The 20,252-nt window shown below is 70.8% G+C and carries 21 protein-coding genes; 5 read left to right on the forward strand and 16 right to left on the reverse strand.

The window, feature by feature from the left end:
• Nucleotides 1-85: 85 nt before the first annotated feature.
• The gene (locus tag ABD191_RS11435) at nt 86-1,720 is read right to left on the reverse strand and encodes a glucuronyl esterase domain-containing protein (protein ID WP_344079893.1); all 1,635 of its coding nucleotides are present in this window, start codon (nt 1,718-1,720) and stop codon (nt 86-88) included.
• 408 nt (nt 1,721-2,128) lie between these two features.
• The gene (locus ABD191_RS11440; RefSeq protein ID WP_344079895.1) at nt 2,129-2,920 is read right to left on the reverse strand and encodes a maleylpyruvate isomerase family mycothiol-dependent enzyme; all 792 of its coding nucleotides are present in this window, start codon (nt 2,918-2,920) and stop codon (nt 2,129-2,131) included.
• A 112-nt stretch (nt 2,921-3,032) separates the two neighbouring features.
• On the opposite strand from ABD191_RS11440, the gene ABD191_RS11445 reads away from it, so the two are divergent.
• Nucleotides 3,033-3,659, forward strand: coding sequence for a DUF1349 domain-containing protein (locus ABD191_RS11445; RefSeq protein WP_344079898.1), 627 nt, complete (start codon nt 3,033-3,035; stop codon nt 3,657-3,659).
• Between the two features lie 29 nt (nt 3,660-3,688).
• On the opposite strand, the gene ABD191_RS11450 is transcribed toward ABD191_RS11445, so the two are convergent.
• The 5 genes from ABD191_RS11450 to ABD191_RS11470 all read right to left on the reverse strand — a co-directional run bounded on the left by ABD191_RS11450 (nt 3,689) and on the right by ABD191_RS11470 (nt 7,894).
• Nucleotides 3,689-4,459, reverse strand: coding sequence for a VOC family protein (locus ABD191_RS11450; protein WP_344079901.1), 771 nt, complete (start codon nt 4,457-4,459; stop codon nt 3,689-3,691).
• Nucleotides 4,460-4,497: 38 nt separating this feature from the next.
• Nucleotides 4,498-5,313 (reverse strand): methyltransferase domain-containing protein, encoded by an 816-nt coding sequence (locus ABD191_RS11455; protein WP_344079903.1) that lies wholly within the window; start codon nt 5,311-5,313, stop codon nt 4,498-4,500.
• Nucleotides 5,314-5,329: 16 nt separating this feature from the next.
• Nucleotides 5,330-5,758 carry a nitroreductase family deazaflavin-dependent oxidoreductase gene (locus ABD191_RS11460; RefSeq protein WP_344079906.1) on the reverse strand — a complete coding sequence of 143 codons (429 nt, stop codon included), beginning with the start codon at nt 5,756-5,758 and terminating at the stop codon, nt 5,330-5,332.
• A gap of 202 nt (nt 5,759-5,960) precedes the next feature.
• On the reverse strand, nt 5,961-6,560 hold the full coding sequence (locus tag ABD191_RS11465) for a response regulator (RefSeq protein ID WP_425560708.1): 600 nt from the start codon (nt 6,558-6,560) through the stop codon (nt 5,961-5,963).
• Between the two features lie 104 nt (nt 6,561-6,664).
• Nucleotides 6,665-7,894: a sensor histidine kinase gene (locus ABD191_RS11470; RefSeq protein ID WP_344079911.1), complete on the reverse strand. Its 1,230-nt coding sequence runs from the start codon at nt 7,892-7,894 to the stop codon at nt 6,665-6,667.
• A gap of 197 nt (nt 7,895-8,091) precedes the next feature.
• Between ABD191_RS11470 and ABD191_RS11475 the strand changes: the two genes are divergently transcribed.
• Entirely contained in the window at nt 8,092-8,571 is a 480-nt protein-coding gene (locus ABD191_RS11475) for a DUF6326 family protein (RefSeq protein ID WP_344079914.1), read from the forward strand.
• Nucleotides 8,572-8,619: 48 nt separating this feature from the next.
• On the opposite strand, the gene ABD191_RS11480 is transcribed toward ABD191_RS11475, so the two are convergent.
• A complete protein-coding gene (locus ABD191_RS11480; protein WP_344079917.1) occupies nt 8,620-9,591 on the reverse strand; it encodes a phosphotransferase in 972 nt (323 codons plus the stop codon).
• A gap of 643 nt (nt 9,592-10,234) precedes the next feature.
• Between ABD191_RS11480 and ABD191_RS11485 the strand changes: the two genes are divergently transcribed.
• Entirely contained in the window at nt 10,235-11,077 is an 843-nt protein-coding gene (locus ABD191_RS11485) for an alpha/beta fold hydrolase (RefSeq protein ID WP_344079920.1), read from the forward strand.
• Here the strand turns inward: ABD191_RS11485 and ABD191_RS11490 are convergent.
• The 5 genes from ABD191_RS11490 to ABD191_RS11510 form a co-directional block, all read right to left on the reverse strand.
• Nucleotides 11,064-12,041, reverse strand: coding sequence for a phosphotransferase (locus ABD191_RS11490; protein WP_344080173.1), 978 nt, complete (start codon nt 12,039-12,041; stop codon nt 11,064-11,066). The genes ABD191_RS11485 and ABD191_RS11490 overlap by 14 nt on opposite strands.
• Nucleotides 12,042-12,102: 61 nt before the next feature.
• The gene (locus ABD191_RS11495) at nt 12,103-12,609 is read right to left on the reverse strand and encodes a histidine phosphatase family protein (RefSeq protein ID WP_344079923.1); all 507 of its coding nucleotides are present in this window, start codon (nt 12,607-12,609) and stop codon (nt 12,103-12,105) included.
• Nucleotides 12,610-12,637: 28 nt separating this feature from the next.
• Nucleotides 12,638-14,434: an MFS transporter gene (locus ABD191_RS11500; protein ID WP_344079926.1), complete on the reverse strand. Its 1,797-nt coding sequence runs from the start codon at nt 14,432-14,434 to the stop codon at nt 12,638-12,640.
• A gap of 117 nt (nt 14,435-14,551) precedes the next feature.
• The gene (locus ABD191_RS11505; RefSeq protein ID WP_344079928.1) at nt 14,552-14,884 is read right to left on the reverse strand and encodes a hypothetical protein; all 333 of its coding nucleotides are present in this window, start codon (nt 14,882-14,884) and stop codon (nt 14,552-14,554) included.
• A gap of 137 nt (nt 14,885-15,021) precedes the next feature.
• The gene (locus tag ABD191_RS11510; protein ID WP_344079931.1) at nt 15,022-15,546 is read right to left on the reverse strand and encodes a GNAT family N-acetyltransferase; all 525 of its coding nucleotides are present in this window, start codon (nt 15,544-15,546) and stop codon (nt 15,022-15,024) included.
• A gap of 61 nt (nt 15,547-15,607) precedes the next feature.
• On the opposite strand from ABD191_RS11510, the gene ABD191_RS11515 reads away from it, so the two are divergent.
• Nucleotides 15,608-15,943 (forward strand): DUF4180 domain-containing protein, encoded by a 336-nt coding sequence (locus ABD191_RS11515; RefSeq protein ID WP_344079934.1) that lies wholly within the window; start codon nt 15,608-15,610, stop codon nt 15,941-15,943.
• Between the two features lies 1 nt (nt 15,944).
• Here the strand turns inward: ABD191_RS11515 and ABD191_RS11520 are convergent, their stop codons facing one another.
• The 3 genes from ABD191_RS11520 to ABD191_RS11530 all read right to left on the reverse strand — a co-directional run bounded on the left by ABD191_RS11520 (nt 15,945) and on the right by ABD191_RS11530 (nt 18,702).
• Nucleotides 15,945-16,280 carry a hypothetical protein gene (locus ABD191_RS11520; protein WP_344079937.1) on the reverse strand — a complete coding sequence of 112 codons (336 nt, stop codon included), beginning with the start codon at nt 16,278-16,280 and terminating at the stop codon, nt 15,945-15,947.
• A gap of 86 nt (nt 16,281-16,366) precedes the next feature.
• Nucleotides 16,367-17,641, reverse strand: a complete 1,275-nt coding sequence (locus ABD191_RS11525) for an MFS transporter (RefSeq protein ID WP_344079940.1) — start codon at nt 17,639-17,641, stop codon at nt 16,367-16,369.
• A complete protein-coding gene (locus ABD191_RS11530) occupies nt 17,638-18,702 on the reverse strand; it encodes a MerR family transcriptional regulator (protein WP_344079942.1) in 1,065 nt (354 codons plus the stop codon). The genes ABD191_RS11525 and ABD191_RS11530 overlap by 4 nt, the downstream gene beginning before the upstream one ends.
• Before the next feature lie 308 nt (nt 18,703-19,010).
• Between ABD191_RS11530 and ABD191_RS11535 the strand changes: the two genes are divergently transcribed.
• Nucleotides 19,011-20,201, forward strand: coding sequence for an RtcB family protein (locus ABD191_RS11535; protein ID WP_344079945.1), 1,191 nt, complete (start codon nt 19,011-19,013; stop codon nt 20,199-20,201).
• Nucleotides 20,202-20,252: the final 51 nt, after the last annotated feature.

Consider the following 20,252-nt stretch of genomic DNA (forward strand, 5'->3'; position numbering starts at 1 on the left):
GATCGAATTACCTGCGCCGCGGTGCGCGGGCGGTGAACCGGGCACCTGGGGTACCCGGTTCACCGCCCGCGATGAGCGTTCGTTGTTACGGGCTGGCGCAGATGAGCGTCGGCGTGGACGCGCTGCCGTTGCCGATGAAGCCGAACGCGGTGGATCCGCTGGCGCCGAGCGACCCGTTCCACGCCACGTTCCGCACGGTCACCGACGAGCCGCTCGTGGTGAGCGTGCCGCTCCACAGTTGGGCGATGGTCTGCCCGCTGGCCAGCGTCCAGCGCACCGTCCAGCCGTTGATGGACGCGGCACCCGCCCGGACGGTGACCTCGCCCTGGAAGCCGCCCTGCCACGCGTTGACCGTGCGGTACGTGGCCGTGCAGGCGTCCGTCGAGCCGGTCGGCCCGGACGAGGTGGGCGGGGCGCTGGTCGGCGGACCACTCGTCGTCACGGTCGCGCTCGTCGGCGGGGCGCTGGTCACTACGGCGCTGGTCGGCGGGGTACTTGTCACCACCGCGCTCGTCGGCGGGTTCGACGTCACCGGTCCCGACGTCGTGCCGGTCAGCGTCGGTGTCGTCCAGTCCACCCACTGCGACAGGTTGCCCTGGGCGTTGCTGGCGATGCGGAACACGCCCGCGTCGCTGCCCGTCTTCAGCAGGAACCGGCGCAGGAACTTCTGCATCGGGTCGCGCCACTCGCTGCGGACCGCGCAGTGGGTGCCGTCGGAGACGGCCGACCAGTACGAGATGGCGTCGCCCGCGCCGAGGGCCTTGTAGATCTCCGCGCCAGCCAGCGCCGACACGCTGCCGGGCCGGGTGGCCAGCCAGGCGATCGTGGGGTTCTCCATGATGAACAGGCCGCGCGGGGCGATCATGCCGACGACCTCGTGCTGGTCGATCGGCAGCGCGTTCGGGTTGCCCGTGAACGAGCTGAAGGCGTCGCCGAGCCACGGCTGCTCCGAGTACGCGCTGCTGAGCGGCTGGGCACCGCTCTCCGCCGCGATGCCCCGCATGATCGGGACGCCGGCGCTGCCGGACTCGATCGGCATGGTGAGCTGGATGCGCTGGTCGAACGCGCCGATGGCGAACGCGCCCTTGCCGTACCGGGAGCAGCCGGTGACGCCGATCGCGTCGCCCTTGAGGATGGTGCCGCCCGACTGCTCGATCACGTCGATGATCCGGCTCGCGCCCCACGACCAGGCGGCCAGCAGGCCGGTACTGCTGGTGTTGCCGTAGATGCTGTAGAACGCGCCCTGCTTGTTGGTGCGCGGGGTGCCTTCGCGGCCGACGGCGAGCGGGTCGTAGCTGATGACGGCGACGCCGGCGCCGCGGATGGTGGCCGTGTCGGCGCCGAAGCCGCCCACGACGATGACGGCCGGGAACGGTCCGGTGCCGCTGGGCAGCGAGACGCTCGCCGAGAAGCTCGCGCTGCGGCCCTGGTCGGACACGCTCACCGTGATGCTGCTGCTGGAGACCGTACCCGTGACGGTGGCCGGCTTGGCGGGCTTCGTGCCGTACACGAACCGCTCCGCCATCCGCTTGATCTCCTCGCGCCGGCAGCGCCAGTCCGACCTGGTGGAGATGCGGGTGCCGTCGATCCTGCGGAACGGGTCGGGCAGCCGGGAGTTGCTGGTGGTGGAGCTGGGCACGGTTACGGCGCAGTCGGCGCCTTCGTTCTCCGAGCCGGCCGAGGCCGCCTCGGCTGGCGTGCTGACGTTGAGAACGGTCACCGCTCCAACGAGCGTGAGCGCCGAGACCGTCAGCGCTACGACCGTCGAGCGGATCCTAGAGCGGCCCGAGCTAATGATCACAAGGGCTCCTTCCAACTGTGGGTGGACGCGACATCAGCAATCGATGATTGCTGATGTCGGCTCGCTCTAGCGTCAATTTCGATCTTGCAGAAAATCAACCCATCCATCGAAACATTTCGCGCTCTTTCGCGAATCGTTCATGGGGTACCGGTGACGCGCACCTGTTCCGCTACACGGACGCAGGGTTTGCCAGGCGACACAACGCAGCCCGCCGCACGCCAACATCAGGACAGGGGAATTTTGCGATCATCGCTTCCCTGTCACGGACGGGAAGTTGCGACGTCGGGTGACCGGCCGTGCCGGGTGAAACGAAACGACCGGCGGTCGTCAGTACCCGGGGAAGACCTGACGGAGGTCATCCAGGGTGAGTGGCCCGCGGACCTCGACCGCCGCGGGCGTACGGGCCGGCGCCAGCCGGCCGGCCAGCAACCGCAACCAGGCCTCGGCCGGGGCGCGCAGCACCCCGTCCGGTTGGTCGGGGCGCTCGCCGATGGCGACCGGATCGCCCAGCTGAAGGCCGTAGGAGCGCTCGGGATCGGTGAGGTCCACCGCGAGGGCGGCCGTGCGCCCGCCGAGTGTGGCCGGCTTCGCGATCCAGGCGAGAAGCGGGCCGAAACTGCCGAGCAGCAGTGGCACGGCGGCCGGGGCCAGGGTCACGGTCGGGTCGGCGCCCACCTTCACATCCCAGGTGTGCAGTGTGAACTCCATCAGCCGCATCCTGCCCGCATCCGCGACGCTCACCGGTGCCGGCAGGAAGCCCAGGTCGATGCGCAGCTCCTCGCGCGTGCGGGCGTCCAGCGACTCGTAACGCTCAACCAGCCGCTCGTTGGCCTCGACGAAACCGTCGCGGTGCGCCACCGGGGTCATCGCGTTCCACCGGTCCCACACGCTCTCGTTGAACCCGTCAGGCGCCGGTGCACCGCCGGCCAGGGCCCGCTCAAGCGTCGCCAGGGCGATCTCCGCACCGCTGCCCAGGTGGCTGAGCACCTGCGCGACCGTCCACTCGCTGGCGCCGGACGGGCCGGTCAGGTCCCGCTCGTCGAGCTTGAGCACGTAGGCGGACAGGTCGTCGTGACCGGACCTCAGGGCGGCGATCACGTGGTCAGCGGCATTGGCCATGACCCCGACCCTACATGGGGCGGCTGTTCTCAAGGTCCGGACGGAGCGGACGCGTTCCCGCGGGGAACTGGCGTAGGGTACGGATCCGGCAATGTCGAAAGGACGACGCCTGATGGCCGACACGGTTGAACTTCGCGGGTTGCCGTTTCCGCTGAGCGCTTCACACGCCGACGTCTTTCGACACGACGACCAGGCCGGGCTCGTGACCGCCACAGCTCCCGGCCACACGGACTTCTACGTGAATCCGGCCGGCGCGGACTCGGCCGACGCCGAGACCGTAGTCAACGCGCCGACGTTGCTGGGCCTGCCGCCGGCGGGCGACTTCCAGTTCAGCGCCCGGATCACGGTGGACTTCCGGTCCCAGTACGACGCCGGGGTACTCATGGTGTGGTTCGACGAGCGGACCTGGGGCAAGTTCTGCTTCGAGTTCTCGCCCGCCGGGGAGCCGATGGTGGTCTCGGTCGTCACCCGCGGGGTGTCCGACGACGCCAACGCTTTCACCGTCGCCGACCGGTCCATCTGGCTGCGGGTCTCCCGCATCGACCGGGTCTACGCGTACCACGCCTCAACCGACGGTACGACCTGGCAGTTGATCCGCGTATTCACGCTGGGCGACCAGGTGAGCGAGCACCGCATCGGTTTCGAGGCCCAGTCGCCGACGGGCGACGGCTGCACGGTCACCTTCACCGACATCCGGTTCGTCCCGGACCGCCTGGCCGAACTCCGCGACGGTTCCTGACCCGGCCACCGGAGAGAACGGACACGACCTCAGCCGAACGCGATCACAATTTCGTTGCCTTCGGGGTCGGCGATCCGCCAGCGATCCGCCGACTCGTCGAGGAGCCGGCCGCCGGCTGCGACCGCCGTGGCGAGGCGTTCCCGCGCGATGTCCGAAGGCACCGCAAGCTCGACGTGGATACGGTTGCGCTGTCGGCGCCGCTGCGTCTCCGAAGCGTCGAGCTGTTGGAACACCAGTACCGGGTTCAGCCGGCGCGGATCGTGGATGTCGGTGACCCCGGCCCGCCGGTCGTGGGTGTGGCCGAGCGCGGCGCTCCAGAACGCGCGGACCGCGCCGACGTCCACGGCGTCGAGGAGGAGCTGGGCGAAGCGTGGCAGCCCCGGATCCGGGATGGCCCCGAGGTCGCGGGCAGCGGCCGTGGGGTCGCGCCGCAGCGGGTCCACCAGACCGCCGTCCTGTCCGGGCGCGTAGTCGAGCACCCGCTGCCAGAACCGCCCCACCGCGGGCGGATCCGCGGATTCGAAGACGACGCTCAGCTGCTGCAACACGGCAGGGTTCGCGGCCAGCCCGAGATCCCGCGCGGCCGTCGACACCGCCTCGGCGTGCTCGGCGGAGTCCAGGCGCACCCGCGCGCCTGTCGCGCGTACGTCGATCACCGTCTCGGTCGGCAATTTCGCGATGCGCCCGGCCAGCGCGGCCCCCTCGATCAGCGAAGGCGCGTCGAACCATGCCGTCGCGACCCCGTCGACCAGCCGCCAATCCGCTCCGAGGTCCGTCGTGCCGGCCCCGGTGCAGTCCATTGCGGACCGTCCCTTCCCCCATGGTGGTGATGTCCCGGCTACTCCGGGCGGCGTCCCCATGCCGAGATCAGCGGTGCGAGGGTGAGGTCGAGTTCGCCGGCATCGACCGCGGCCAGGTGCGCGTCGATCTCGGCGTCGTCGGTCAACCCTGCGGCGAGCAGCTCGGCGCGGACCATGCTCACCGTCGCGGTCTCCAGCCGGTCGCAGGCTACCCCGCCGACCGGGAAGCAGCCGGCCGCCGCGACATCAACCAGGCCGGCCGCACGCAACGCCCGCGGCAGCGTGCGGCCGTAGCGCAGGTCGGCGCCGCGGCCAGTCATCAGGTCCCGCACGGCGCGCCGCAGCCGGTTGGCGCGCTGCTGCGCCGGGCCGACCTCATCGAGGCAGGCCAGCGGCTGCAGCTCGGTATCGGCGTCCTCGATCAGCAACCAGCCGCCGGGACGAAGCGCCGCCACCATCGTCGCCAACGCCCGGGCACGGTCCGGCACGTGGACGAGCACGAGCCTGGCATGCACCAGGTCGAACGTGCCTGGTTGCGGCGGCGGGTCGGCGACGATGTCGTGCCGCAGCACCTCGTAGCCGTCCTGCGGCTGTAGCCACCCGGGATTGAGGTCCGTGGCCAGCACGTACCCGGTCGGCCCAACGGCCGCCGCGAGGGCCTGCGGGATGCTGGGACCGCCGGCGCCGACTTCCCAGCAACGCCAGCCCGCCGCCACGCCGAGCTGGTCGAAGTGCCCTCGTGTGACTCCGTCGAACAACGCCGCCAACCAGGTGAATCGCTCACCCGCCTGCGCCCGCGCGTTGTCGAGCAGGTAACCCTGATCCGAGGAGGCGCCGCGGGGCGATGACGTCATGCCCTCACCTCTCCGGTCACCCGGTTGTCGCCCGGGTGAGCTCGAGGACGGGGATGGTCCGGATGCCGGCGACCTTTTCCGCGTACTCGGCGAAGTTGGGGAACCGGCGGGCCTGCTCGTCGTAGCGCCGGTCGCGTTCGTCCGCAGGGAGTTCACGGACGGTCACGGGGTAGGTCTCAGTGCCGCGTTCGACGATGGCTCGGCCGGCCGCCATGACGTTGCGGTACCAGTCGGGATGCTCAGGTGCGCCGGCCTTGGAGGCGAAGACGTAGATGACGTTGTCGTCAGTCTCGTGGGGCAGGTACGCCATCGGGCTGACCAGTTCGCGTCCAGTCCGGCGGCCGCGGTGGTGGAGCAGCACCAGGGGCGTCCCGGCGAAATGCCCGCCGACGCGGCCCTCGTTCGCACGGAACTCCTCGATGATGGGGATGTTCCAGTCGCTCATCAGATGTACCTCATCCACTCGTACTGGTCAGGAGTCGGATCCAGCTTGCACCGCGTCTGAGCAACCCGGTACGCCCGGTGCCGGTCCGCCCGCGTCGGCACAGCTGGTACACGTGAATCTACCGTCGCGCTCAGAACAGGTTCTGGGCTGGTCTGAAGCCGGTCATAGAACGTCACTTCTTCAGTGCTCAGGCAAAGCCGGGTCAGCTCGTGAGGCCGGCGTCGTGGGCGAGTAGGGCGATCTGGGTACGGTTGTTGAGATTGAGTTTGGTGAGTATGCGCGAGATGTGGGCTTTCACGGTGGCCACGCTCATGAACAGTTCGTTGGCGACCTCGGCGTTGGACTTGCCGCGCCCGACGGCGATGGCGACCTCGCGTTCGCGTCCGCTGAGCTGATCCAGCGCGGTGGTGGCGTGCCGTTGCCGGGCGGCGGCGCCAATGTCGCTGAGGTGGGCGATGAGCTGTCGGGTCACGGTCGGCGACAGGATGGGTTCACCGGCTGCGACCCGCGATATCGCGCGCAGGATCTCGGCGGGTGGGGTGTGTTTGAGTAGGAAGCCGTTGGCCCCGGCGCGCAGCGCGCGCAGGACGTGCTCATCGGCGTCGAAGGTGGTCAGGACGATGACCTCGGGCGGGTCGGGTCGGGCGCGCAACTGTTCGGTGGCGGCGAGGCCGTCGAGGGTGGGCATGCGGATGTCCATCAGCACCACGTCCGGGGCGTAGGCGTCGACAGCGGCGGCCACTTCGCTTCCGTCACCGGCCTCGCCCACCACGGTCAGGTCCGATGAGCCGCCGATGACCATCGCCAGGCCGGCTCGCACGAGCGGGTCGTCGTCGACGACGAGGACCCGCACCGCTGCGTTCACGTTGGGCTCCTTCTCTCTGCCCGACCGGGTCACGTTCGCGATCAGAGGGTAGGCCACGGTAACCAGGCCCAGAGCCGGAACTCACCGGCCGGGGTTGGCCCGTGTTCGAGGCGTCCGCCGGCGAGGGCGGCCCGTTCGGTGAGCCCGATGAGGCCGATGCCAGCACCGGGAATTGCGGTACCACCGCCGGTGCCTATCGGGCACGGGTTGCGGATCTCGACAGTTACGCCGTCGCCCGGAGTTGCCTGGACGGTGACGGCCACGTCAGCGCCGGGGGCGTGCTTGCGGGCGTTGGTCAGCCCTTCCTGCACGATCCGGTACGCGCTGCGCCCCACACCAGCCGGCACGGCGGAAAGCGCGGCGGCCTGGCAGCCGAGCCGTACCCGCATCCCGGCGCGCCGGGACTGGTCGACGAGGTCGGGGAGGTCGGCCAGGGTGCGCTGGGGTCGTTCCGGCGTCTCGTCGGACCGGTCGACCCCGGTGCGGAGGACGCCGATCACCTCCCGAAGGTCCTCCAGCGCCTGGTAGGCGTTGGCGCGGACCACCCCGGCGGCCCGGGCAATCTCCTCGGGCGCGGCGTCGGGGCGTAGCTCCAGCGCCCCGGCGTGCAGGCTCAGCAGGGACAGGCGGTGGGCGAGCACGTCGTGCATCTCCCGGGCGATCCGGTTGCGTTCGGACTGGCGGGCTTCGGCGACCCGTAGCTGCTGTTCGGCCTCGACCCGCCCGGCCCGCTCCCGCAGCGACTGTTGTCTGGCCCGTACGAACAATCCCCAGGCGAGTATCGCGACGGCGAGGACGATGCCCAGCACGATCTCCGACCAGTGCGCGACCGGGACGTCCGGGCGGACCAGCAGCGTGAGGAACGGGACGAGCGCGTACCCGGCCACGATCGGGGCGACCACCGCGAAGCGCCGGTGTACCGCGACGGTGAACAGCGCGAGCAGCGCGGCGCCCGCCACGGACGTCGAGTAGATGCTGACCAGACCCACGACCACGGCGAGGCCGACGGGCCAGCGCCGGCGCAGCCACACGCCGAGACAGCACAGGCCGCCGAGGACCAGGTCAATGGCGAGCGGGACCGGCGCGATGTGCTGCGCGCGGCCGTCGACCAGGGCGAGCATCGTGACGCCGACGGCCAGCAGGAAACACGCGGCGTCGACGAGCCAGTCGCGCACGGTGCGCCCGGCCGGGCGCACCGGATCGTGGTCAGCATCGCTGGTCACGCCCGCCGGCAGCCGGCTCCGATCCTGCGGGTCCGCCGGCGCCTTCATGATCAAAGCGTACGGCCGGGTCGGGCCCCACGGCATCCGACCAAAGTAGAACCCCACTTGTAGACCTTCGGCCGCCGCCATCGACCTCGGCTCGTAGCGGCGCATGCGGCCGCTTCAGGAATCTGTTCCAGAGAACCGGAACGGACGGCCCAATCATTCGTGCGCCAACGAGTGGCGCGGAAAGGAAGTCAGAAACGATGAGCGACATCCGAACGAACACCCCGGGCAGGCTCGACACCCCGCCGATCCCCGTGCAGGTCAAGCTCGCGGCAGCCTGGACCAGCTTCATGTTCCTCTACATCTACGTCGACTACTTCCACCTCTACAAGCCCGGCGCCATCGACGAAATCCGGGGTGGCGTCATCTTCGAGTTCGACATCAGCGGGACGTTGTTGACCATATTCCTCGCGGCCGTGGCGATACCGGCCCTGATGGTGATGCTCTCCATGACGCTGCCCACCCGGGTGAACCGCGCCACGAACCTCGTCGTCGCATCGCTCTACATCCCCTTCTCGGTCTTCAACGCCGCAGGGGAGTCCTGGGCCTGGGCCTCCTTCTACGGCCTCTCCATCGGGATCGAGGTGCTGATCCTGGCCTTCATCCTGCGGAACGCGTGGAGATTCCGTCCGGAAGTCGCAGGCCCTGAGCTCTCCCGCAAATCGGTGCCCGGGCGCTGAACCGATCGCCGGTCTCTACGTCCGCTGAGGAGGGAGATCCGCTGAAGCTCAGCCGTCGCTCAACAGCTGGTCTTGCTGAGGCACCGCTGGGGCCGAGCTTCGGAGGTCGGCGATCAGTCGGGTCACCAGAGGGCGTAATGCGACTGATCTCGCGCGGCGCCAGGTGGAGATGCTCGGCATGATGGTGTCCGGGATCGTTGCGGCACGGATGCACCACATCCCGGCCAATCCAACGACGAAACGCGATGCTTCAGGCGGCAGCGTTTGCAGCAGCCGATATGCCCGGTCCATGGCCACTTGCTGACCGAGGGCGTGTCCCGTCGCGACCACGTCCGCCGCCAGTTGGGCAAGGTCGATCCAAGGGGCTCCAGCGGCGGCGTATGCCCAGTCGAGCAACACTGCCGACCTATCATTCGCGTCGACCGCCGTGTTATCCCGGCGAATGTCTCGGTGGACCAATGCACCGCCGGCTGTCCAGCGTTCCCATCCGGCCACCACATCGGCGGCCGGCCCCGCGTGAGTCGCCTCCCAATCTTCGCCCGATCCGATCTCGATCAGGCGAGTCCAGCCGTCAAAGTCGAAGATGCGCTTGGCGACCGGAGGCAGGGTGCCCGGTGCTCGGTGTCCGCTCGCCGTCCGGCACGCCTTCGCAACGGCCTCGATCGATGCGTCGGTCCATGGTCCTGCGGTTGCACCGGCGGCCCAGGTGGTGGCCATGGCTATCCAAGGCCCATGTTCGACGGTGGCGAGACGTCGGGGCGCGGGCACCGACGCCGGCAGAAGGTCGAGGATCGCGGATTCCTGCAGGATCATCGCGTGGTTGTGCGCGCGGACCTCGGCGGACACGGCCTTGACGAAGACCTGTCGTCCGTCGGTCAGGCGTAAGCCCGCGGCGGGGCCGGGCGACATACCACCGTGCAGATCCGTGTGGTCGACGATCGCGGCACCGAGCGCGCCAGCGACGGCAGTCCGCACTGAAACTGGCGTGTCAGCCCACGCAGCGCGAGGTGTGAACGTCACGCCGCATCGTAGGCCGGCGCTGCCCGCCTCCGCGTCCTCTGTCGCGATATCTGACCCCGTTTGATCATCAGCAGAGGACCTATTGACCTGCGGCGCTAACGGTCTATTGAGATGCGATTCGCTCTTCAGCCTTAATGGATCTCAGGTAGCTCTCCGTTTCGACGGCCATGACCAAGATCTAGCGGAATGAGTCATCCGATGCGCAAGATCCAATTGGCTCTCACAGATCAATCGGGATCGGACGCGATGACCTGGCAAGCATTGCCGATCTCTCCTTCGTGAACGAGTCCGTCGATCGCCTCGATCATTGCGGTGATGCCCGTCCGACGCGTGATGACCAGCTCCGTTGCGGAGAAGTAGCAGCCCCCTGCGGCCTCGCCGGTCTGCGCCCACCGCCGAAGGGCAGACGACAGCGGAAGGCAACACGGTTATCGAGGCGCAGGGCCTCATCTATACACCATAACTGTCATTATGGTGCGCTCATTTTTCGCCCCACCGTCACACGATTATCGGATTGCCTTTGCCGTTAATTCGATAATTAACGGCGGTTACGCCAAGGAACGACCCGCCTCGCACGCCTGCTTCGCGGCCGTTGAGCTGCACGGATACCTTCGCGCCCTCGCGTTCGTGGATACTGATGGCCGTGAGTTTGTGGGTACGCGCCGACGACGGTTGCCGCCTCTGGGCGGCCAGCCTCGGTACGGGTGACCCGCTGGTGCTCTGCCACGGCGGGCCGGGCCTGTGGGACTACTTCGACGACGTCGCCGAGCTTCTGCGCGCCACGATCCGGGTCGTCCGGTGGGATCAGCGGGGCTGCGGCCGCTCGCAGCTACGCGGCCCTTACTCGGTCGCCCGCTCGATCGCCGACCTCGACGCGGTACGCGACCAGCTGGCCGGGTCACGAACGGCCCTGCTGGGCCACTCGTGGGGTGCGCACCTGGCGTTGCGGTACGCCATGGAACACCCCGACCGGGTCAGTCATCTGATCTACGTGTCCGGTACCGGCATCGACCCCGGACGCGACTGGCACCCGCACTACGAACGGAACCTGCGGCTGCGGCTGGGGGATCACCTGGATCGGTGGGAGGAACTCCGCGCTCGTGCCCGCACGCCGTCGGAGGACCGCGAACAGGCGGTCCTTCAGTGGAGCGCCGACTTCGCCGACCACCACACCGCGCTGGACCATGCTCAGCGCATGGCGACCCCATGGCTGGGCGTCAACGAGGACTGCAACCGGGCGGTCAACGCCGACGTGAAGAAGGAAATCGCCGGCGATCTCGCCGGCCGGTGCCGCCAGCTCGACCTGCCCGTCCTCATCATCGACGGCGCCGAGGACATCCGGCCCCGCTGGGCGGTGGACTCGCTGTACGAGGCGTTGCCCGACGCCGAACGCGTGATCTTTCCCGGCGCCGGCCACGTTCCCTGGGTCGAAAGGCGTGACGACTTCCACCGAGCCGTGACCACGTTCCTGGTCAGGCGACGCTGAGGGCCTTGAGGATGTTGCGTTCGGCCAGGTCGAGCATCCACTTCCGGTCGGGGAAATCGGTGTCCGCGATGCGCAGCGGCCCCGCGATCAAAGACAACACCTGCGCGTACCGGCAGAGCTCCAACCGCGGCTCGTCCAGTTCCACGGGCCGCAGCGCAGGGTACGCGGCACCGAAGCGTAGCTGCAGAAAGGCGTGTTCCCACTCGACGTCGAAGTACGTCAGTCCCTCGATGTCGATCATCACCGGCTCGCCGGCCGGCGTGACGAGCACGTGGTCGGGCCCCAGCTCACCGTGCACGAGGGCGTACGTCCGGCGGGGTGCCACGGCGTCGCGCAGGCGCCGCACGTTGGCCTCGACGCGGTCGCGGGCATCGGCCATCCGCGCGTCGCGCTGGGCCGCCTCGTCGAGATCGCTCACCGCGCGGTCGACAATCACGTCCTCGGTACGTCGGGGTTGGGGCGCCGCGTCCCGGTCGAGGTCGACGAGCTTGCCGTAGCGGTCGCCGTACGTGGTGTGCATGCGGCGCAGCGCGTCGCCGAGCATGGCGAGCGGGCCGGCCGCTGTGACGGGGTCGCGAGCCATGAGGTCCTCCAGCCGCACGGATCCGGCGTCCTCCAGCACGGCGGTGTCCACGTCCAGGTAACGGCGGTCAACGTCAAGCGCGATCAGCCGCGGCACGCGAACGCCGACGGCGGTGAGCGCCGCGTGGTTGGCGGCGAACAGCGCGGCGCCGGACGCGTCCGCGAACGGGTCGTCCGAGACGGCCGAACTGGCCGGCCAGTAGTTCTCGTCCGCCGACCACACGTAGACGATCGCGGTGGTCCGGTCGTCGAGTTCGAGCCGGTAGACGCCCTTCTTGGCGCCGCCGGTCAGCCGGGTGAGCGCGGTCGGACGCCGGCGGGCGCCGAACACGTCGGTGACGAGTTCATGGAGGTCTTCGATCCGCAGGAAGGCGCGCACCACGCCCATGCTGTCGGCCGGACGCGGAGCGGGCAAACAGAATGGCCGCCGAAGGCACCGGCGGTTAGGCGGCGTCGAGCCGTCGTACGCCCCTGGCCATAACCTCGAACGCGTCCGGTAGCCGCAGGTCGGACCAGAACCGGGCGGGGTCGGCGACGAGCAAGCCGGCCGCGAGCCAGGTCGTGAAGGCCATGCCGTGACCTGCGAGTACGAGCGGTCGTCCGGGCACCCGATGGGCGCTGATGACGTCCGCGATCCGGCGGGCGACGGCCGCCGGTCGCTCCCAGCCGGGCGGCGGCGATCCCGCCACGTAGGCGCGACGCGCTTGGGCGAAGTCGTCGCTGAACAGCTCACGGGGCCGCGCGACTTCCCGTAGGCGGGCGTCGATGACCACGTCGCGGCCGGTTGCCAGCGACAGCGTGGCGTGCGCTTTGGGCTCGTCGCTGGACACCAGGACGGCTCCGGCCGGTAGCAAAGGGCCCAGCGCCCGGGCAGCGGCCACACCGTCGGCCGACAGCGGCCAGGTGGCCAGGTCGGTGTCCGGGTCGATGAGGGGCATGGCGTGCCGCACGACGACCAACGTCGGCGGGCCTGGTATGTCAGCGCACGCGGTCGAGCAGGTCGGCGAGGAGGCGCTCGCCGGCGGGCCACGGGCCGTACCCGGCGGCGGTGTTGAGGTGGCCGGCGTCGCCGGCGTCGACGAGACGCGCGCCCCAGGCGGCGGCCATCTCCTCGGCGCGCTCGTACGGGCAGATCGGGTCGGTGCGGCTGGCGACGACGACGGTCGGGAACGGCAGTGGGTCGAGCCGGTTGACGGGCGGAAGGCGCACCGTCGGGTCTGGTTCGTCCCAGTCGGGGTCGAGGTAGGGCGGCGCGACGATGAGTGCGGCCGCGACGGGTCCGGTGTGTTGAGCGGCCCATTCGGTCACGGTGATACATCCGCCGCTGTGCGCGACCAGCACCACGGGCTGGTCGGCCGCCGTCACCGCTTTGTGTAGGGCCGCGACCCGCAGGTCGATGTCCAAGCCGGGGTCGTCGTCGCGGGGCACCGGCTCGTACTCGGGGTGTTCGCGCGCCCACCGGCTCATCCAGTGTTCGGGCAGCATCTGGCCGAGGCCGGGAACGAGCAGGATGCGCACCATGGCGGGCAGTGTATCGACGCTGATCAGGTCGGTGCTGCTACGCAGGCGGCGGGCTGGTGAGGCGACGATCCAGCCGGCCGCGAGAGCGGCGGCGACGCCGGTGGCCGCGAGCGTCGCGGGCAGCCCGATCGTGGCGCCGAGGACGCCGCCGAGCAGGGCGCCCACGGTGGACGAACCCCACACGGTGGTACGGATGGTCGCGTTGACTCGGCCGTGCAGGTGGTCGGGGCACAGGGCGTACCGGACGGGCACCTGGTGCACGGTGTGGGCCTGCTGGCCGCCCCACATGAGCGCTTGTGACAGGGCGACGACGAACGCGGCAGCCGGGGGCGGGACGGTGAGGCTAAGCGGGGCGAGTGCGGCGCCGAGGCCGCCGGTGATGAGCCCGGTGGCCATGGCGCGGCCGCTGCCGAGCCGGCGCCCGAGCGGGCCGGCCAGCGCGGCGCCGGTGATGCCGCCGACCGCGCCGCACGCGAGGACGGCGCCGAGGACCCCGGCGCCGAGTCCGACGTCGCGGACGAGGAACAGCACCAGGATCGCGGTGTACGCCGTGGTCCAGAACACGAACGTCGCGGTGGCGAGGGTGACCGCCCGCAGCACCCGCTCGCCGGTGACGAGCCGGACGCCCTCGCTGATCTGCGCGAGCAGGCCCGCCCTGCCTGCGGGCCGGGCGGCCACGGTCCGTCCGGCCCGCAGGCGGGTGGCGGCGAGCGCGGCGACGAGGTACGTCACCGCGTCGAAGGCGATCGCGATCGGGGCGGTGAGGGCCTGCACGAGCGCCCCGCCCAGTGCCGGGCCGAGGAGCTGGGCGCCCGACATGGTCAGTTCGATGTCGCGTTGGGTGGCCGGCCGGTGCTCGGGCGGCACCACCATGGGCACGGCGGCGAGGCTCGCGACCTCCAGGAAGATGATCTGCGTGCCGGCGAGCAGGGCCGTGGCGTACAGCAGGGGCAGGCTCAGCCGGCCGAGGGCGGCTGCGGTCGGGATCGCGCCGAGCGTGGCGGCGAGCCCCAGAGCGGCCGCGACGAGGACGGTACGCCGGGGGATCCGGTCGACCCACACGCCGACGACGAGGCCCAGCGCGAGGTAGGGCGCCCGGTTGAGGGCGGTGAGCACGCCCATCTCGACGGGCCCGGCGCCCAGCACGACGGCCGCGGTGAGCGGCAGGGCCAGGAGGCTGACCTGGTTGCCCACGGTGGACACAGCGGTGCCGAGCCACAGCCGCCGGAAGTCGGCGCGCCAGGCGTCGGCCACAGTGCTCAGTTACCGGGCGGGAACTCGGCGGGCAACCAGCTTTCGGTCGGGGTCATACCGTGCAGTCTCGCGGGTCGGCCGGCCGTGCCGCGAGCGCATTACGGTGGTCCTACGGCTTCACCGGCACCGTTCGCCGGCGGCGTAACCCTCGTTGTAGCCGGCCTGGAAGCCATATTGATGATCGTCGACTCCAGCATCGGGCGGGTTACCGACGCGACGCCAGGAGCCGCCGCAGTTCTCCGCCCGGGCGTGGTTGTAGCCGTAGGTGTAACCCGCACGGTAGCCGCGGCGGTAGTCGCCCCGCGAGGCCACCGGTTGGTTGATGTCCACGGTGGTCACCACGGGTGCTGATGCCGGCAGGGGCGCCGCCGCGCCCGGGTCCTGGGTGGCCAGCAGTGCGGCCGCCACCACCAGGCAGCCGGCCGCCGCCTTGATCACGCGCGTGTTCATGAGTGTCCTTCCAGGCATGGGACTATGACAAATCCCATGAGATCGGCGATAAACGCCACCGTACCCGGACCGGCCGTTGCGGGTGCGGATTACGGGCGGATGGAGGTCCGTCCGAAGTGGGCGGGTGGCCGACCGGTTCAGTCCGGGCCCGCGCCGCGCCCGGGCGCGTTGTCCGGCCAGGTCAGCAGCATGGTGTCGGAGTCACCACAGGCACCGACGACGCGGAAGCCGGCCTGGACGTAGAGGCGTGCGGCGCGGTTGCCGGACGCGACGCTCAGCGAGACGGCGCTCAGGCCACGGGCGCGGGCCTCGGCGAGCAGGCCGTGCAGCAGCTTCCGGCCCACGCCGCGCCCGCGCCACGGTTCGGTCACGGCGAGGGTGAGTTCGGGTACGCCGGGGCGCACGAAGCCGTAGCCCGGGTCGTCGGCGGGGAACTCGCGGAACCAGGCGGCCCCGGCCCGCTCGCCGTCGGCGAGCGCCACCACGCCGAAGTCGCCCGGGCGGGGCCACCCGACGACGTAGTGCGCCAGCTCGCGGGTCGCGAGGACCCGTTCGCGGGTCCAGTGCGCGTCCGACGGTGACCAGTTCACCGCGGCCACCACCATGTCGGCGAGAAAGTCCGCGTCGTCGGCCCGCGCCGGCCGGATGATCACGTTAGGCACGCCACCACTATGACCGAAACCCAGGCGACCGGGTCGCGCGGCCCGCGTAGCATCACCCCGCGTGAAGATCTTCACCTATCCGTCGGACGGGCCGGTACTGTCCACCGTCCCTGCGGTCATCGACCTGATCGGCGAGACGTACGGCACCGAGGTCGAGGCGGTGGTGATCCCGGCTGACCGGCTGGCGGACGACTTCTTCGTCCTGCGCACCGGCTTCGCAGGGGAGGTCACGCAGAAGTTCGTGAACTACCGGCTGCGGTTGGTCATCGTGGGTGACATCGCCGCGCAGGTCGCTCGCAGCGACGCGCTGCGCGACTTCGTCACCGAGGCCAACCGCGGCCGGCAGCTGTGGTTCGTGGCGGACGAGGCCGAGTTGGACCGTCGCCTCGCCGGGTGACCTACCGGCAGTACTCGCGGAAGCCCGCCGCGAACCCGGACGAGAAGCCACGGTTGTAGCCGCGTTCGTAGTCACGGTTGCCTGAGCCGCCGCGGAACGTCCGCCAGCCTCGGTTGCAGTCCTCGCGGGCCATACGCCAGCCGTCGCGGAAGCCGTCCCGGTAACCCTGCCGGTAGTCGCGCGGGCTGGTCAACGGCTGCCCGACAGCCACGCTGGTGGTCGCGGTGGCCGGCGCGGGCGCCGTGGTCGTGGTGGCGTTGGCCGGGCTCTGGGCCACGGTGAGTGTGCCGGCGACCAGGACGCTGCCGGCAACCGCCTTGATCATTCGTGCGTTCATCGCTGCCTCCTCTGGTCGTATCGGTGCCAGCATAAATCCGATAAAACCATGCTTGTACGGCTAACGACCGACCCGGTGGGCCCAGGTCACGCCGGCTGGCGCGCCACGGCCGGCGACCGCACCGTGTACTGCCACAGGCTCGGCACCCGACCCGCGATGAGAGCCACTGTCGCCACCGTGAGCAGGCCCCCCGCGACGATGGTCCAGCGCGGCCCGACGGCGGCGGACAGCAGCCCATGCACCAGTACCGACACCTGCGGGCCGCCCAGCAGGACGACCGTGAGCGTGCCCTGCACCCGGCCGCGCAGCGCGTCGTCGCTGTGCGCCTGGGTGATCGTGTTGCGGAAGGTGCTGAGCACGAAGTTGACCGCGCCGCCGGCGACCAGCGCGGCGACCGCGACCGCCACGCCGGGCGCGACCCCGAGCGCGACCACCGTGACACCCCACACCAGCGCGGCGCCGGTCAGCATGACGCCGTGCCGGCGGGCCCGGGTGAACGTGCCCGACAACAGGCCCGCGAGGAACACCCCGGCCGGGTACGCGGCGTAGAGCAGGCCGAGGACCGCCCCTCCGCCGGGCGGGCCGCCGAAGGTGCGCTCCGCCAGTTCCGGGAACAGCGCCACGGGCAGCCCGAACACCATCGCGGCCAGGTCGACGCCGAGCACCGCGACGAGGACCGGCCGGGTCCGCAGGTACCGGAAGCCGTCGACGATCTCCCGGACGGTCGCCCGCGCGCTCGTTCGCGTCGCCGCGCGGGGCGGCGGCTCGATGGACGGCAGCCGCCACACCGCCCAGATGACCGCGGCCAGGGCCACGGAGTCGAACAGGTACAGGGTGCTCAGGCCTACCAGCGGCAGCAGGACGCCGGCCAGCAGCGGCCCGAGGACGGCACCGAGGTAGCGCACGAGCGAGCTGAGGCTGTTCGCCGCGGCCAGGAGCTCGGCGGGCACGACCCGGGGCACCGCCGCGCCCATCGTGGCCATCGTCGCCCCGTACGACACGCCTTGAAACCCGATGAGGACCATGAGCACCGCCACGGACCCCAGCCCGACGGCGGCCTGGGCCCACAGCAGCAGGTACGTGCCAGCGAGGCCGCACTGCCCGAACAGCAGCAACCGGCGCCGGTCCATCCGGTCGGCCAGCGCGCCGCACCACAGCGCCGACACCGTGAGCGCCATGAACGTGACGATCGCCGAGACCCCGATCGTGGCCGACGAGCCGGTGATGGTGAACAGCTGGGTGGGGATCGCGATGAGGCTGAACGAGCCGCCGACGGCCGTGACCACGGACGCGAGCCACAGCCGGCGAAACGCCGGGATGGCCAGCGGGCGACGGTCGACGGTGTAGGACCCCGCCCTCACAGGGTGACCACGTCGGCGACGACGCAGGCGATGTTGTCGGGCGCGCCGAACTCGTACGCGAGCCGGACCAGTTCGTCGGCGACGTCATCCGGGCTGGCGCCGCCGGCGAGCGCGCCGCGCAGCGCCTCGCCGGGCACGACGGCGGACACCCCGTCGGAGCAGAGCAGGTACCGGTCGCCGGCGAGCGCCTCGTGCAGCGACAGGTCGGGCGCCCCGATGGCGCCCGTACCGGTCAGCGCCTGCACGAGCAGGGCCCGCTGCGGATGCGAGGCGGCCTCGTCGGCGCTCAGCTGGCCGGACTCGACCAGCGACTGCACGTACGTGTGGTCGGTGGTGATCTGGAACAGCTCGCCGTCGCGCAGCACGTACGCCCGACTGTCGCCGATGTGCACGAGGCCGAGCTGGGCGCCCGACCAGACCAGGGCGGTCAGGGTCGTGCCCGCGTCGCCGTCGGCGGCGTCGCGTACCGCGCCCTCGGCGGCGGTGGCCGCCTCGGCGAGCACGTTGAGCAGGTCGCCGGCCGCGACGGCGGCGTCCTCCAGTGACTTGAGCGCCTCGACGGCGGCGGCGCTGGCCCGCTCGCCGCCGTCGGCGCCCATCCCGTCGGCGACGGCCAGGAGCCGGCTGCCGGCGTACGCGGTGTCCTGGTTGCGGGGGCGGGACTTGCCGGCGTCGGTGCGCGCCGCGTAGCGGATGCCCAGCGTGGGGGTGGTGTCGGACATGGAGCTGCCCTTCCCTGACAGGTAGTCGACGAGGAAGGAGGCGAGCTGTCCGCGTGCGGCGGTCTCGGCGACGACCTGCGCCCAGTACGCGCCGATACGTTCGGCGGCGGCCGGGCCGGGCAGGTCGCAGACCTCGCGGATGTCGGCCAGCGGCATGCCCAGCCGGCGCAGCCACGCCACCAGCCGGGCCCGGTCCAGCTGGGCCGGGTCGTAGAACCGGTACCCGGTGGCCGGGTCCACCGCGGCGGGCCGCAGCAGGCCGAGCTCGTCGTAGAGGCGCAGCGCCTTCGGCGACAGGCGCGCCGCCCTGGCGAACGCCCCGATCGTCAGCAGCGCCATGCCGCCCTCCTCGCGCCGGCGCGGATGCGCCCGGCTGGCCTTGATGCTGGGCCCTGCCCCAGGGACAAGGTCAACGCTAGTGCCGCGAATTCAGTTGTCCGGCTCTATTCGGCTCATCTACCGTGACCACACACGATCATGCGAAGGGAGGCGGACGACGTGCCCCGTCAACTCGGCAAACTGTTCCGCCTCCGGTGTCACCGGCTGCGCTGACGCGTCCTTTCGCGCTCGCCTCGCCGCCCTCCCGGACCGGGACAGGGCGGCTTTTTCGTGCTCAAGCTAGACTTTTTCTGACGGAGGACTGAACTATGGGCGGCTACGAGCTGCTGGCCGGGACGAAGGCGCCCGTACGGGTGTGGACGGACCCGTGGGGCATCGAGCCCGAGGCTGCCAGGCAGCTGCGCAACATCGGGGCCCTGCCGTGGGTGGACGGCGTCGCGGTGATGCCGGACGTGCACTACGGCATGGGCGCGACGGTCGGGTCGGTCATCGCGATGCGCCAGGCGCTGGCGCCCGCGGCCGTGGGGGTGGACATCGGCTGCGGCATGAGCGCGGTGCGCACGTCGCTGCGCGCCGAGGACCTGCCCGACGACCTCGGCGGCCTGCGCCGGGCGATCGAGGACGCGATCCCGGTCGGGTTCACCATGCACGACGAGCCGGTCAATCCGAAGCGGGTGCCGGGCCTGGACCAGCGGGGCTGGAAGGCGTTCTGGGACGGCTTCGACGACCTCACCGCCAAGGTGGGGCAGCTGTCCAACCGGGCGTCGCGGCAGCTCGGCACGCTGGGCGGCGGCAACCACTTCATCGAGGTCTGCCTGGACACGCACAGCCAGGTGTGGCTCATGCTGCACTCGGGGTCGCGCAACATCGGCAAGGAACTGGCGGAGCGGCACATCGGCGTGGCGCGGCGGCTGCCGCACAACGCCGACCTGCCCGACCGGGACCTCGCGGTGTTCCTGTCCGGCACGCCGGAGATGGCGGCCTACCGGCACGACCTGTGGTGGGCCCAGGAGTACGCGCGGCGCAACCGGGCCCTCATGATGGCGCTGCTGTGCGGCGTCATCCGCGAGATCAGCCCGCAGGTCGCGTTCGACGAGCCGATCTCGTGCCACCACAACTACGTGGCCGAGGAGACGTACGGCGGCGTGGAGCTGCTGGTCACCCGCAAGGGCGCGATCCGGGCCGGCCGCGGCGACCTGGGCATCATCCCGGGCTCGATGGGCACCGGGTCGTACATCGTGCGTGGCCTCGGCAACGACGACGCGTACAACTCGGCCAGCCACGGCGCGGGCCGCAAGATGTCGCGGGCGAAGGCGAAGAAGACGTTCTCGGTCGATGATCTCAAGGAGCAGACGGCCGGGGTCGAGTGCCGCAAGGACCCCGGCGTGGTCGACGAGATCCCTGGCGCGTACAAGGACATCGGCGAGGTCATCGAGCGCCAGTCCGACCTGGTGGAGGTGGTGGCCCACCTCAAGCAGGTCGTCTGCGTCAAGGGCTAGGTGTCGGGCGGGGTTGTGGATTCAATGGGTCGCCATAGCGGCCAAGGAATC

It is taken from the genome of Luedemannella helvata (genome assembly GCF_039528415.1).
GTDB lineage: Bacteria > Actinomycetota > Actinomycetes > Mycobacteriales > Micromonosporaceae > Luedemannella > Luedemannella helvata.

What these genes read in the sequence shown, in the direction of transcription:
- ABD191_RS11440 (WP_344079895.1), bottom strand. Translation starts at nt 2,920, where the DNA reads ATGGCCAATGCCGCTGACCACGTGATCGCCGCCCTGAGGTCCGGTCAC.
- ABD191_RS11445 (WP_344079898.1), top strand. Translation starts at nt 3,033, where the DNA reads ATGGCCGACACGGTTGAACTTCGCGGGTTGCCGTTTCCGCTGAGCGCT.
- ABD191_RS11450 (WP_344079901.1), bottom strand. Translation starts at nt 4,459, where the DNA reads ATGGACTGCACCGGGGCCGGCACGACGGACCTCGGAGCGGATTGGCGG.
- ABD191_RS11455 (WP_344079903.1), bottom strand. Translation starts at nt 5,313, where the DNA reads ATGACGTCATCGCCCCGCGGCGCCTCCTCGGATCAGGGTTACCTGCTC.
- ABD191_RS11460 (WP_344079906.1), bottom strand. Translation starts at nt 5,758, where the DNA reads ATGAGCGACTGGAACATCCCCATCATCGAGGAGTTCCGTGCGAACGAG.
- ABD191_RS11465 (WP_425560708.1), bottom strand. Translation starts at nt 6,560, where the DNA reads ATGGTCATCGGCGGCTCATCGGACCTGACCGTGGTGGGCGAGGCCGGT.
- ABD191_RS11470 (WP_344079911.1), bottom strand. Translation starts at nt 7,894, where the DNA reads ATGAAGGCGCCGGCGGACCCGCAGGATCGGAGCCGGCTGCCGGCGGGC.
- ABD191_RS11475 (WP_344079914.1), top strand. Translation starts at nt 8,092, where the DNA reads ATGAGCGACATCCGAACGAACACCCCGGGCAGGCTCGACACCCCGCCG.
- ABD191_RS11505 (WP_344079928.1), bottom strand. Translation starts at nt 14,884, where the DNA reads ATGAACACGCGCGTGATCAAGGCGGCGGCCGGCTGCCTGGTGGTGGCG.
- ABD191_RS11520 (WP_344079937.1), bottom strand. Translation starts at nt 16,280, where the DNA reads ATGAACGCACGAATGATCAAGGCGGTTGCCGGCAGCGTCCTGGTCGCC.
- ABD191_RS11530 (WP_344079942.1), bottom strand. Translation starts at nt 18,702, where the DNA reads ATGGCGCTGCTGACGATCGGGGCGTTCGCCAGGGCGGCGCGCCTGTCG.
- ABD191_RS11535 (WP_344079945.1), top strand. Translation starts at nt 19,011, where the DNA reads ATGGGCGGCTACGAGCTGCTGGCCGGGACGAAGGCGCCCGTACGGGTG.